The organism is Embleya australiensis, assembly GCF_051903075.1.
In the GTDB taxonomy this organism is placed as follows: domain Bacteria; phylum Actinomycetota; class Actinomycetes; order Streptomycetales; family Streptomycetaceae; genus Embleya.
The window spans coordinates 56882-69879 of the sequence record NZ_CP182424.1; the positions used below are offsets into that span (position 1 = coordinate 56882).

The 12998-nt window shown below is 68.3% G+C and carries 13 protein-coding genes; 10 read left to right on the forward strand and 3 right to left on the reverse strand.

What is annotated here, in order from left to right; all coding sequences use genetic code 11:
- Positions 1-20 precede the first annotated feature (20 nt).
- Positions 21-3494, forward strand: a complete 3474-nt coding sequence (locus tag ACMXN5_RS49085) for a BTAD domain-containing putative transcriptional regulator (RefSeq protein ID WP_439681512.1) — start codon at positions 21-23, stop codon at positions 3492-3494.
- A gap of 281 nt (positions 3495-3775) precedes the next feature.
- On the opposite strand, the gene ACMXN5_RS49090 is transcribed toward ACMXN5_RS49085, so the two are convergent.
- The 3 genes from ACMXN5_RS49090 to ACMXN5_RS49100 form a co-directional block, all read right to left on the reverse strand.
- Positions 3776-3919: a hypothetical protein gene (locus ACMXN5_RS49090; RefSeq protein WP_439681513.1), complete on the reverse strand. Its 144-nt coding sequence runs from the start codon at positions 3917-3919 to the stop codon at positions 3776-3778.
- Positions 3920-4158: 239 nt separating this feature from the next.
- Positions 4159-4404, reverse strand: coding sequence for a hypothetical protein (locus ACMXN5_RS49095; RefSeq protein WP_439681515.1), 246 nt, complete (start codon positions 4402-4404; stop codon positions 4159-4161).
- A 248-nt stretch (positions 4405-4652) separates the two neighbouring features.
- Entirely contained in the window at positions 4653-6026 is a 1374-nt protein-coding gene (locus tag ACMXN5_RS49100) for a DUF2637 domain-containing protein (RefSeq protein ID WP_439681516.1), read from the reverse strand.
- A gap of 526 nt (positions 6027-6552) precedes the next feature.
- On the opposite strand from ACMXN5_RS49100, the gene ACMXN5_RS49105 reads away from it, so the two are divergent.
- The 9 genes from ACMXN5_RS49105 to ACMXN5_RS49145 all read left to right on the forward strand — a co-directional run bounded on the left by ACMXN5_RS49105 (position 6553) and on the right by ACMXN5_RS49145 (position 12926).
- Positions 6553-7008, forward strand: a complete 456-nt coding sequence (locus ACMXN5_RS49105) for a prepilin peptidase (RefSeq protein ID WP_439681517.1) — start codon at positions 6553-6555, stop codon at positions 7006-7008.
- 162 nt (positions 7009-7170) lie between these two features.
- The gene (locus ACMXN5_RS49110) at positions 7171-7716 is read left to right on the forward strand and encodes a hypothetical protein (RefSeq protein ID WP_439681518.1); all 546 of its coding nucleotides are present in this window, start codon (positions 7171-7173) and stop codon (positions 7714-7716) included.
- Positions 7717-7991: 275 nt separating this feature from the next.
- Positions 7992-8588, forward strand: coding sequence for a DUF262 domain-containing protein (locus ACMXN5_RS49115; RefSeq protein ID WP_439681519.1), 597 nt, complete (start codon positions 7992-7994; stop codon positions 8586-8588).
- On the forward strand, positions 8585-9442 hold the full coding sequence (locus ACMXN5_RS49120) for a GNAT family N-acetyltransferase (RefSeq protein ID WP_439681520.1): 858 nt from the start codon (positions 8585-8587) through the stop codon (positions 9440-9442). Before ACMXN5_RS49115 ends, ACMXN5_RS49120 begins: the two co-directional genes overlap by 4 nt.
- Positions 9443-9588: 146 nt before the next feature.
- Positions 9589-9936: a hypothetical protein gene (locus ACMXN5_RS49125; RefSeq protein ID WP_439681521.1), complete on the forward strand. Its 348-nt coding sequence runs from the start codon at positions 9589-9591 to the stop codon at positions 9934-9936.
- A gap of 454 nt (positions 9937-10390) precedes the next feature.
- Complete coding sequence (locus ACMXN5_RS49130; protein ID WP_439681522.1) at positions 10391-10624, forward strand: hypothetical protein; 234 nt, start codon at positions 10391-10393, stop codon at positions 10622-10624.
- A 246-nt stretch (positions 10625-10870) separates the two neighbouring features.
- Complete coding sequence (locus ACMXN5_RS49135) at positions 10871-11401, forward strand: HU family DNA-binding protein (RefSeq protein ID WP_439681523.1); 531 nt, start codon at positions 10871-10873, stop codon at positions 11399-11401.
- Positions 11402-11807: 406 nt separating this feature from the next.
- The gene (locus ACMXN5_RS49140) at positions 11808-12413 is read left to right on the forward strand and encodes a hypothetical protein (protein WP_439681524.1); all 606 of its coding nucleotides are present in this window, start codon (positions 11808-11810) and stop codon (positions 12411-12413) included.
- Between the two features lie 90 nt (positions 12414-12503).
- The gene (locus tag ACMXN5_RS49145) at positions 12504-12926 is read left to right on the forward strand and encodes a hypothetical protein (protein ID WP_439681525.1); all 423 of its coding nucleotides are present in this window, start codon (positions 12504-12506) and stop codon (positions 12924-12926) included.
- Positions 12927-12998: the final 72 nt, after the last annotated feature.

The following is a 12998-nucleotide window of genomic DNA, read 5'->3' on the forward strand; positions in this document are numbered from 1 at the left end:
TCTTGTGCGTCCTCGCGCTCTTGGGGCTCGTCGCCGGCGCCCCGATCGCGCTGTATCTGATCGGCCACGCGCTGGGCGGATACCTGCCGGGCCGCGAGGAGATCGGCTTGGGGCTGTTGCTGCGGCCCGACGACGGAGGCGGCGTCGCTTTCGCCGTGCTTCTGGCGGTCGGCTGGGCCTGTTGGCTGATGTTCATCGTGTCGCTGGCATTGGAGATTCCCCCCGCGATGCGGGGCCGCACCCGCCGGCACCGCGTTCGCGGCCTGGGCTGGAGCCAGCACCTGGCGGCGGTGCTCCTGGGCGGTCTGGTGATCTCGGCCTCCGCGGGGGCCGCGATCGCCGCCCCGGGATCGGCGTCCGCGGTCAGCGTCTCTGCCCCGCAGACCGCCGGTGCCGAACCGACCGCGGCGCCCGTCACGGCGCGAACGGCACCCTCGGGCCCCACCCACCTCGTCGCGGCCGGGGAGACCCTGTGGTCGGTGGCCGAGGAGCGCCTGGGCGACGGCACGCGATGGCAGGAAGTCGTGGACGTGAACCAGGGCCGCAGGATGGCCGACGGGTCGATCCTGAGCGCGGAGTCGTCATTGCGCGCCGGGTGGACCCTCGCGTTGCCTGCGGACGCTCTCCCGAAGGCACCCGCGGCGCCAGCGGCGCAGCGTGCGGCGGCGCATGAGGTGGTCGTCGAACGCGGCGACACGTTGTCGGAGATCGCGGAAGAAACGTTGGGGGACGGCGATCGCTATCCGGAGATTTTCGTGTCGAACAAGGGCAGGCCGCAGCCGGACGGGGGCTCGCTGACCGACCCGGACCTCATCCAACCGGGGTGGGTTCTGACGGTTCCCGGCGACACGGCCGCGCCAGCGGTCGAAACGACGACCGAGCCGGAGGAGAGGATCGCTCCGGAGACCGGGCCGCCGAAGCCGGTCGAGCCGACGGCACCGCAGGCTCCGCCGCCCACCGCACCGGCCGACCGGGGCTCCACCGCGGAGGCTCCCTCCCTGCCGGCGCCCGGGTCCGAGGCCACGGTCCCTCCCCCCGGACAACAACCCCCGATCGCAACACCTGCGGTGAGCGCCGAGAACGAGGACGGCGGGATCTCGACGGCCGCCGTGATCGCGGCCACCAGCCTGACCGCCGCCGCGATCCTCGCCGCGCTGGGGGCTCGACGCGCACACCAGCAACGTCGGCGGCGGCCCAGACGTCGAATCCCCATGCCCGCCAAGGCGAGCGGGATCGACGAGTTCGAACATCGCCTGCGTGTGTCGTCCGATGTCGGCGGCCTCGAGTTGGTCGACCGCTCCCTGCGTACCCTGGCCGCGAACTGCGCCAGGCTGGACCTGGCTCTGCCTGACATCGCGGCAGTACGGGTCGATCACCGCGGCGTGGAGCTCCACTTGGAAGCGCCTGTTCCGCCGCTGAAGCCCTTCGTTGCCGTAGAGGGTCACCCCGACCGTTGGTGGTGCCCCGCTCGTGGCGCCGATCTGCTCGACGAAACGCAGGCCCGTGACGTTGTCGCCCCGTACCCGGCGTTGGTCAGCATCGGGCAGACCGAGAGCGAGGAACCGGTACTCATCGACCTCGAGAGAATCGGCCTCCTGAGGCTGACCGGCGACGCGGACGACGTGCGAGCGGTCATGCTCGCCCTGGCCGTCGAATTGGGATCGTCACGCATCGCCGATGATCTCTCCGTCGTGCTCCACGGTGCCGGTGAGGGCCTGGCCGGTGTGATGGGGGCCAGGGTCGAGCACTCCGCGACGGTCGAGGAGGCGGTCGAGGATCTCGTGGCGCACGACGCGTTCCAGAGCGCCGCGTTGGGCGACCACAGCCTGAGGACCGCTCGTCTACGGGAGGACGGCGGCGACGCCTGGGTCCCGAAGGTCTTGATCACTCCTGTCGTCCCGGGTGCCACCGACAGGGAGTCCCTGCGGGCGATACTCAACTCGCGACCGCGGGGCGCGGTCGCCCTGGTCGGCACCGCCGGAGATCTCACATGGTCCGGGGAATGGACCATATCCGCCACGCCCGGCGCGGTGGTGACACTGCCCGGACTCGACCTCTCGGTCGTGGTGCAGCGTCTGGGCGATCGGGCGTACGAGCAGTTGTTGGGGCTGCTGGCGACCGCGGAGCGCTCGGACGACGTGCCCGCTCCCGAGTGGACGCACGCTCCCGACGGTCGCCCTGCGCCCAACGGACCCGCGCCTGCGTCGAGCAGGAACCCGGACGTCGAGGTCGAGCCCGTGCGTCGGGGGGTGGTGCCGGTGTCCGTCACCGCTGCAGACGGCGGCGTGACCGCGATGCCCAACCTGAGTGCCCTGTCTCCTGCCGTCGTCGGCCCCTCGGAACCGGGCACCGGCTCGCCGCGTGACCAGGAACGCAGGGAAGGCCCTCGGCAGGACGAGAACGGCATCGACTTCGACGAGGTTCTCGGGGAGGTCCTGGACGAAGCCTCGACGCCCGGAACGGACTTCGCCACGAACGAGGCGACCGGCGACACCCGGACCGGCGTGCCGCAGCACGACCCCTCCCCTGTGGAGCCGCCCTACGGGGAACCTGCTTACGTAGACGCGGAAGACGACGTGGAACCACCGTTCGGAGAGCCCGTCAACGTCCATACGGACGAGGCGGACCCGACGGCTGGTGTCGCGGGCCCTGCGCGGGTGGGGCAGACGCCCCCTCGATCGTCGGTCTCTCGCGTTCTCATTGCGCTGGACACACCTCCCGACCCGCCGGCCGGGCCGCAGATTCGCGTCCTCGGGTCGGTGGACGTGATCGGCACGCTCGGCAAGGTGGAATCGAACCGACGCAACAGCCTCACCGAGATCGCTGCGTGGCTCGCTCTGTATCCGGGGAAGACCCGCTACGAGCTGGACGAGGCCATCTGGCCGAGCCACCGCGTGAGTTCGAACACGCGCAACACGAGCATCAGCAAACTGCGCACCTGGCTCGGCCGTGACCCCCTCCTGCCCAAGGAAGACCCGCAGGCCGTGTATCTCCCCACGATCACGGATGGCACCTATGCGTACAACGACCAGGTCGGAAGTGACTGGGATGAGTTCCGCGCGCTCTATCGCGACGGCATGCACAGTACGGGCACGAAGGCCGATGTCGCGCTGGCTCGGGCCCTGGGCCTGGTGCGGGGCCGACCCTTCGCCGATATCGACCCTTCGAGGTACATCTGGGCGGAACGTGACACCCAGGAGATGATCTCTGCCATCGTCGACGTTGCGCATGAACTCGCCATGCGTCGGTTGGCGGTCCGGGACTACCGTGCGGCCGTGGCGGCCGTCACCCGCGGCCTCACCTGCGACCCGCACTCCGAGCTCCTGTACCGGCTGCTGTTCACCCTCTACAGCGAAACAGGCGACCAGGCGGGCCTCGAACGCACGGCCCATCAACTGACGCGGATCTCGATGGAAACCGGCTGCGATTCGGCACCCGAGACCGTCGCTTTGATCAACGCCGTGATGCGGTCCAACCGGATCGCGTCCGCATGACTCACGCGCCCCGAACCCAAGGTGTCCTCTGATCGCTCCTCCCGACCCACCGTCGTCGTCGACACGGCCGGGCACCGCAAAGGAGTCCTCACGTGAGCGTCGCGGGCACCGAATGCCCCGAGTGCGGGCGCACGTTCGCCAGCCTGCAGCCGCACTTGCGGCACCGACACCCGTTGCCGGCGCGGCGGCCGACCCGCTGCGCGGCGTCGTGCAGACGGCGATCGGATGGTCCGGACGGGTTGTGCCGACCGTGCCGCGACGAACGCCTCGCCACCTTGAGGTCACACGGCGCGGAGCACCCGCACGCCCTGACCATTCGCCATCTCATGGCCAGATGGCGTGCCCAGGCCGGAGACATCGACGGCGCTGTCGTCCAACTTGCCCGGCTCACCGGCGATCGAGCGCGAGTACTGGGTCCGACGCATGTCGATACCGTTGCGACGCGCGAGGCGCTCGCCTACTGGCGACGGCGGGCGGATGACCCCACGTAGGCGAACGGCGACGGATTCGTCCGCTTGCGACGTTTCCACATGGCATCAGTTTCGCGCACGCGGGACCTGTGAAGTGCTCGACCCTCGCCTTCCGGTGCGGCTCCGGATTGCCGTTCGCGCCCGCGTGGTGCCTGAGATCGTCCCGCAGGGATGTCTCGGCGGCGCGGACGTGGTCAACCGAGGTCGGAAAGGTTCACGTGCCGCGAGGCGTGGACGCGCTGGACGACGTGTATGTCGGTGACGCCTTCGAGTTCGACAATCCGCCCATGCTGGTCACGGAGGGTGGCGAGGTCCGCGCAGTCCGGGCTGCACATGACGTCGCCGGTGGCGGTGTCCGGGAGCCGGTAGGTGATGAACCAGTCGGTTTCGACGCCGATGACGTGGTCGGCGCGCGTCCTGGACGTGAATGTGATGGGCATGGTGACAGTCCTTTGGGGGTGTCGAATCTCGCGAACTGCCAGGCTGGATTCGGCGTCCGTCGAGCTGTCGGAAGGAGGGGACCGAGAGTCGGGCTTCCATCCGAGGAACGGCGTTGCCCCGCATGCTGCTTGGCCGAACCAGAAACAACGGTACCGCACTATATAGAATTATGAAACACCGACATTCGGTCATGAACCCGCTTCGGCTGCGTCATCCGCCTCTCCAAGCACGCCGCAGGTCCACGACTTCAGGCCTCCTTGGTCGGGTCCGGGACGAGCGTGAACGAACTCTCGCCCCACACATTGGCGAAGTCACCGCCATGCCCTGCATCGTTCGGCCCGGCGTGCGGGTGTACCTCCCCGACCACGATCGGACCGTGCAATACCTCCAGCCTCGCGTATTGGGTACGTCCTGAGCCCTCACGGGCATACCCTGCCATCCTCGCCAGGTCGGCCCTGGTCAACGCTTTTCCCTCCCTTTGGTGCTCCAGGTACACGAGTTCGGCCAAAGCGGCCTTCCGGCCCCGCCTCGGCCGCCTGCCGTCGACATCGTCCTCCGCCTCCTCTGGAACGGCGTTCAGCTCGTGTCCTCGATCCGATTCTGCTGGTGGAGCAGCTTTGTCGTCCCGCTGCGCGTGCACGTCGGGAGTCCAATCGCTCGCATCGACCGCTGCCTTCAACGAGGTCGCGAGCGAGGACTGCGGCTGTTCCCGATCGGTGGCCCTCGCCGAAGGACCTGCGGCGCGCCCGGCACCGGCGTCGGGACTGCCCTGCAGGCCGTCGTGATCGGCAGTGGAGGATGCGGACTCTGATGCAGCGACCTTCACGCGCCATGGCGCCGGCATCGACGCCGGGGGTTCAGCGGGGCAGGAGGTGAGGGGTCGAGACTGCGAGGATCGGCTGGGCCGAGACAATCCGAGTGGATCGACCACCGCCAGGCCTAGCCGGGCCCGGCGCAACGGACGCAGTTCCTCGCCGGTGGCTTGGGAACGCCAGCGTCGTCCGTAGCGTGCGCGCAGGTCTTGCCGATAGAGCATCTTCGTTTGATAACGCTCCAGGGCAATCGCCAAGGAACGTATTTCCCACAGTTTCATGTCGCGCCATATCACGCAGGTCGACACCGGGGCGAGCAGCCAGCGCGAGAACCTGATCGAGTCCATGTGACGGTCGAGTTCGCCCGCCGTCGACTTGGCGACCGCGTGGCGGGCGGCTTCGGTGACACTGATGAACAGGATCGGGATCACCGCGTGCATGGCCGCGGCCAGGTGGTCCGGCCACGCCGCGGCACCGTTGAACGCCACCGTTGCGGCGGTCAGCAGCCATGCGATGCAGCGAAGGAGCGGGTACCTGAGTCCGACCCAGGTGAGCGCGAGGTCCAGGGCGAGGAGGACGACGATGCCGACGTCGATTCCGGCCGGGAAGACGGCGGAGAACCAGCCGAATCCCTTTTCCTCGGCGAGCTTGCGAACAGAGCCGTATGAGCCGACGAAACCCGTGCCGGCGATAAGGACCGACCCCAGCGCGACGATTCCGAACAGCCACTTGCGCCCGTTCGTCCATTGGCGGGCCGTGCTGGCTTCGTTGTCGACGGCCGGTGCTTCGCCGGTGGTGCTGGTCGGCACGTCATACTCCTTCGTCTCGGCGCGCAGGTGTGCCCTGTCGTCTCATAGAGGTGTGGTCTCGGGCATCCGTGTGACAGCAATCGGCCTGTGACTTCGGTTCCGACGCACCGTCGGCGTTGGGTTACGCGGCCGGGTATCGAGTCCTCGCACGCTGTCCGTTCCGCCCGGCGGTCGTGAGGAACCCGGCGATGTCTAGGATGCTGCGATCGGATGTCCTCGCTCGGTTTCGTCAACCGTTTCGCCCCTTGGAGACCCTGTGACCGTCGAGAGTGTCTGCCTGGCGTTCGTGGGCGGGTGGCTGCTCGGCGCGGCTTCTCGTCCCGTCGCGTTCTCCCTTGCAGTGCCACGGGGCAGGCCGCGGCGCAGGGTTTGTCCTACGTGCGAAGCCGTCCTGGTGGGCGTGTATCCCGCACCCGTTCCGGGTCCCTCGGGTCGGTGCCGCGCCTGCCGACAGGCGTTGTTCCCGCCTCCTTTGGTCCCCGAACTGGCGACGGCGGGGGCGTTCGCCGCTATCGCCGCGTCGGGGGTGGGGGGATGGACTGCGGCGGCGCTGTACTGGCTGGTGTGGTGTGGTGTGGCCGTGGCGTTGGTCGACCTTGCGGTCCATCGCATACCTGACCTGCTGAGCCTGCCGGCGTTCGCCGGGACGGTGGTGCTGCTCGGCGGTGCCGCCTGCTCGGGTGAGTCCGGGAGCCCGCTACGCGCGGCTGCGGCCGCAGTTGCCCTTATGGGTTTGTTCGGCATCGCTGTGCTGGGCCGGATGGGACTGGGGGACGTCAAGTTGGCGCCCACGGTGGGCGCGGTGATGGGTTGGTACGGCTGGCCCGTGGTCGTCCTGGGGACATTGGCCGCGTTCGTATTGGCGATCGCCTTCGCCCTCGTGTCGATGGTGAGGGGAAGGTGGGCTCCAAAGGCCGGGCTCCCCTTGGGTCCGTTCATGATCTGCGGAGCTTTGGGCGCCTGTCTCCTCAAGGTCTGGTGATCTCTCGGCGGCGCGAGCCGGATCCGGAGACGGCGGCGACAGTCGGCGGCACCTGTCCGCCAGCAACCTGCGGACCGAGCGCTCGGACGTTGTATAAAGATGCAAAACACTGTAGGCTTACGGGCAGTTGAAGAACCCCCCGTAGTCCGCTGGGAGAGTGCTATGACCGAATTCCCCGCCCTCGCAGCCTCCCCCGGAGATCCCGCCCGGGGCGCACGACCGATCTTCCCGGTCCCCTTCACCGTCAAATTCGCGCTGGTTCTCACGGAGCCCGCAGCCTCTTGCCCAGAAATCTCATGCGTTCTGGTGGGCGCGGACAGCGCTTGGGGGGAGTACATCCTCACCGGAGACATCGAACGTGCTCGCAGCTGGGGCAGGGACTCGCTGTGGCGGACGTACTGGAGGGAAGCCGGGATCGATGAGGGGTGCGGCGTCGATCGCGAGGGATTCTGGTACCGCGCGGGAGAGGTTCACTCGATGGCCTATCACTGCGCGTCCGAATGGCGACTCCTGGAGGGGGAAGGTCTTTGGCTGGCCGACATCGCCGCCGATACCCAGGGGGCCTGGGCAGGTGCTCTTGTCTCGTCGCGCGCGGAACGGCCGACCGTGGCGGAGTGCTTCATGAAGGAACTTCTGGAAGAGAAGCGCGTACGTGGGGAAGTCACCTTGAGCTCCGGCTTCCAGGTGCTCTCGACAGTGTGGTCGTAGCCGCCCAACGGCGCCGACCTCGGCGGCCCCCGGCGGACTGCTCGCTCAGCCACCGTCACTCGCCCGGTGACTCGCGCCGGGCCGAGTCGACGACTTGATTCGTTGCCCTACCGGGCGTTTCGCTCGGGCGAGGGCGTTCGGCGGCAGCCACCGTTCGACGCATCTGGATGAGGTCTCCCGCCCGGGAGTTGGCTCGACGGGCACATGACACCCAAGACCTTCCGCGCACCTTCGACGCTGTAGCCCACGAGAACACATCGCAAGAAAGGAGTTGTATGACCCGGCAAACCTCTTCCCCTCTCGCGCATCTCAGCCTGGCCGCCAGCGCCCGACAGGCCAGTGAAATGGCCAGCAGCTTCCGCCATTCCTTCGGCCTCGACCTCGACCCGCCCTATCAGCGCGGCCGTGTCTGGACGACCGACCAGAAGATCGCCCTGATCCGCTCCTGGCTCACCGGTACCCCGACAGGGGTCGTCATTCTCAACGACCGCACCACCTTCGACTGGAAGGAGGCCAACGGCAACGACCCCACCGAGAACGGTGGAGCGATGTACGCCTGTATCGACGGTCAGCAGCGCATCAGCACCGCTTACGAATGGTTCGACGGCGAGCTCGCCGTTCCCGCCTCGTGGTTCGACTCCCGGGACGTAACCACAACCGCAGCGACGGACGACGGCCCCTACGTCCGATACACGGGCCTGAGCGCACCCCGCCAGCGCCAGTTCAAGAACCGGGCACACCTCCAGGTGGCCGTGGCCGCCGTCCCGACAGTCGAGGAGGAGGCAGCCATCTATCTCCTGGTGAACGGCGGTGGCACGCCGCAGAACGACACCGACATGGAGAACGCTGCGCGGGTGGCGGGTCGCCGGTGAGCGACACCGGATCAGGAAACAGCCACTCCAAGAACCTGCGGGCGAGCCCGCAGGTCCGTTTACGAAAGGCACCGGTGATGAAGACGACACGACTCGGGTTGAGGACACCGGCCCTTCCGCCGGCCGAGGCCGGTCTCGCCGCCCCGGCGCAGTCCACGGACGAGTGGGCAGGGCCTGACCGTGGTCGCGTCCGGTTCATTCGCGCCGACGAGGCCGATGCGGCCGACGACCTGTTGGGGGCCGCAGGAGTGACGCTGGACCCATGGCACCGCAAGGCCCTGGTGACGGGAACGCTGTGCAGCACGGTGATGACCGGCCTCGACCGCCGCGATGGCGTGCTGCCCCTCCACGCCGCCGCGGCTGGCGCAGGTCACCGGCCATGGGAGGAACGGCTTCCCGCCCTGTCGGTGGTGTTGGTCGCCGAGGACTCGTCGGGACAGGTAGTCGGGACCGTGGTCGGGATGCCGTCGCCGACATTGCTCGCGATGTCGCTGCAGGCGGGAGAGTCTCGCCAGGCCCAAATCCGGCTGACCTCCGGCATCGCCAAACTTCATGGCCTCGCGGTGTGCGAACCTGCTCGCGGAACGGGCTGGGGCACCGCACTGCTGCGCGCTGTCCGGCACGTCTACGTGACGCTCGGCTTTCGGCTCGTGTACGGCCAGTTCGAAACCGCACGTGCACTCGGCCCGTTCTACGCCGCACGCGGTTTCGAGGTCCTGGCGCCCGGCGCGACCCTGCGCGTGGATGCCGCCGGGGCCAAAGTCCTGCGTCCCGGTCGGGGCGAGCAGTTCATCGCCCAACCGCTTTCTCGAAGAGGCGTAGCGACTGGGGCGGTTCTGACACCTCATTTGTAAAGATGCATCTTTCTGTATCGTCTCGCCCTGCGTCGCTGGGCAGCGATCCGCCGCGACGCCCGCATGCGGCCGCGGACGAGGGGCAGTTCAAGGGCCGGGCTCGTCGAGTCGGGGAGGGCCGGCCCCCGCCCGTTCGAAAGGAAATCATGACGAATCCGCTCGCGGTAATCGACGCGTTGGTCATCCAGGTGGTGCGACAGTTCCTGTACGCCGTGGGTTGTCCGCGCGGATACGCCACGGTGGACGCCTACCTCGAGGCCATGTGCGTCGATCCGGAATGGCGCAGGCGTTGGGCCTCGGCCCTGGGTCGTCGAGCCGCGGTCGAGTACAGGCGGCGAACCGGGCGTGAACCCGTCGATGCCTGGGAACTGCACGGCCACGGCGTCCGCAGGGTCAAGGCGTATCCGTTGCACCTGCTGTGTTTCGTCCACCACGAGTGGTTGGCCTACGCCGAGCGCACGGGCATTGACGGCGAGCCTGTGGAATGGGCTTGAGCACCCCCCGAACGAGGGGCTCCGCGACGACCCCGCGCGCAGGCCCCAGGTCCGTCCGCACGTGCCCATCGCTTCCTTTCAGGGCCGCCGGTTCGAACAACCGCCGACTCGGCAACCAGGAGGACTCGTGAATGACATCGACGACAGGGCCCGATTCGGCGCGGTGCTCGCCGCTCTCCCAATCCCCGGACCGCCGTACGGATCCCGCAGTCGACTCCGGCCCCCCCAGGCACGATCACAGCGGCAGCGGGGCGCGCCGGTGTCGTTCGATCGACACATCGCGTGCGCGCCGAATGGATGCGGAGCGCGCGTGGGGGACGCCTGTGATCCGATGTGCGTCAGCGATGTCCGCGCGGTCGTCGGGGAGGCCCACGGGGCGCTCCTCCACGCCTTGGACGCCGTGCGGCTGCCGTGGACCGTCATCGAGAGGGAAGACGGCGGATACGGAATCGAAGTGCCTCTCACTTCCGATCGCGTCGCGTGGGTCACCGATCTCAACGGCTGTCTGCCCGACAACGCGGAGGAGGTCGCCGAGTGGGCCGTCCGCATCTGCACGACGGACGGGGACCACGTACGGACCGTTCCGGCTCCCGGGGCCGATGACCCCCGCCCGACGCCGCGTCTCCTCGCGCTGGCCCGCGCCGTGCGACTGGTCATGTACGAGGAGCAGGGCCGAACGCCGGTGTGAGACAGGAAGGTTGCTCTCCTGGTCCGGCGTCCCGTCGACGGAGCGACGCGGCGGGCGCGAGCCTCCGACGAACGGCGGTCGCCCCCGGGGGAGATGCCTCGACAGAGCGCGAACCACCAAGGGAGATTGTATAATTCTCGATATTACTGTAAGATTCGAGTATTGCAGCCGCCGAACGCAGCCGCCTGAGGCGTCGCGTCGCCGCCCCGGCTGTGACCGACACGGCGACCCGACGAAGGGGACATCATGAACAAAGCAGAGCTTGTGAAAGCGGTGGCCGACAAGATCGGCGAGGCCGACGCCGCCCTGGCCGTCGACGCGGTGCTCGACACCATCGTCCGCGCCGTCGTCGCCGGCGAACCAGTCTCGGTCACCGGCTTCGGAACCTTCGAGAAGGTCGCCCGGGCCGCGCGCTACGCCCGCAACCCGCAGACGGGAGAAAGGGTTCGCGTCAAGAAGACCGCCGTACCCCGTTTCCGTCCGGGCCAGGGATTCAAGGACCTGACCAGCCGACGCAGGAAGCTCCCGCGCAGCGGGCCCGCCTTCAAGAAGGCGGCTCGGGGCACCCTCACCGGGACCGCCACCGGAACCGTCGCGCCGACGAAGAAGGTGGCTGCCAAAGCCCGCCCGAACGTGAAGACGGTGAGCACGAACATCAAGGTACCCGCAAAGAAGACCACGGCGACGGCGGCACCGGCGAAGAGGGCCGCCGCGAAGATCACCGGGCCCGCAATGACGACCGGCTCGCGGGCGCGTAGGGCACGAACCGACCACTGAAGGAGTCGAGACCCCGACGGTGGCGTGAAGGACACCACCGTTCCGTAGGACGTGCTCCGCACAACCACCCGTCCGGCACGACGTCTCGTCGTGCCGGCGGGACGGGCGGTCGCGGAGATGATCGGCTCTTGTAGCTCAGACGGAAGAGCGGCCGCAAAACGGAGCGGCGTCATGGCGAGACGGTTGCGGATGCACCGGGACCGGACCCTGGCAAGCCAAAAGCCCCAGGGGTGGGGAACCTCAACGAGGGGTCGACGACGGCCCCGAACCTCCGGCAGGGAAGCGCGTTTTCCAAGCTCGCCTACACGGCGCGGGTTCGAGTCCCGCCAAGAGCACCACCACCTCCGCCGGCCCCGAACGGAGGCCGGCGGAGAATCCCCACGAACCACCCGACCGAGGTGATCGCGTGCCCGATATCCACCGCACCGAACTGCGCCCCTTCTTGCCCGAGGACTTCGACGACGCATGCGAGGACTGTCCCGCGCCCGCAGGGGCGTACTGCTTTGACGACTGCCCATCCGGATACACCGCCGAGGATGCCCGCGAGGAAGCCTCGCGAGCCCCACACGATCCACGCCGTTCCGCTCGCCGCCTCCAGGAGTGTGCCGTGACGACCTACACACACAGCGAGATTGAAGCCGCGCTCACTGCCGGTATCGAAATGACCGCCGAGGTCGCCGAGCAGAACACCACCGACCACGTGTTCAGCCGGGTGCGTGCCGGCACACTGGCCCGCATCGCCCGCATCGCCTGGCCATCGGACGGTCCCCTGACCGGCGAGGCCGTCCCCAACGACGCCTACGGTTTCACCTTCGAACAGGTCAGCCGGGCCGTCAACGGTGCCGTGGACGCCGCAGCCGGGAACCACTGCCCCAATGACCGGGACAACCTCTTGGCCAACACTGTCCTCACCCTCGTGAAGGACCCCAACGCGTCTTTCGATGACATCGCAGGCTCTTGCTACTCAGAGGATCCGGACACGATCGCCGAATGGGTCCGGGACGCCATCTGATTCGGCCCCCGCCAATGCCCACCCCCACACCCGGGGCGCGATGCCCCCCGCCGAATGGCGTGCAGTCCCTGCTCTCGCCACGGAGGCCCTGTGCAGTTTGACCAGTTCACCGCCCTGCTTCTTGCACGAAACCAGCCGCGTACCCTCGACGCGGCGGACCTCACCGGTGCCGAGCGCACCCTGGCCTATGGCTACACGTTGGACGGATACACGTGGCACTGCTACCTCCGCGACGGTCAGATCCACGTGCTCGTCTACAACGAAATCACGGCAGCGCTCGTGAGCCATGAGGCGCGTCCCACGTGGAACGTGATCGATCTGGCTCCCGACAAGAGGGTCTATCCCGAAAGCGTCGACGCAGAGTTCGCCCGCGCGCTCCTGCATCGAGGGCAGGAACTTCCTTTCACCAGGTTCAACGAGGACCGCTACGCGAGGGTCGCCTCGATGACCTTCCACGGGGCAATCTACGACTCCGCGTCCGGCGCGGTCGTCCAAGTGGGCATCCAGCCCTGAACTCACCTCTACCCGGTCTCTTCGACGTCCGGATGCAGAGCTCATCGACCGCCATCGGCTCGGGGCGAGCCC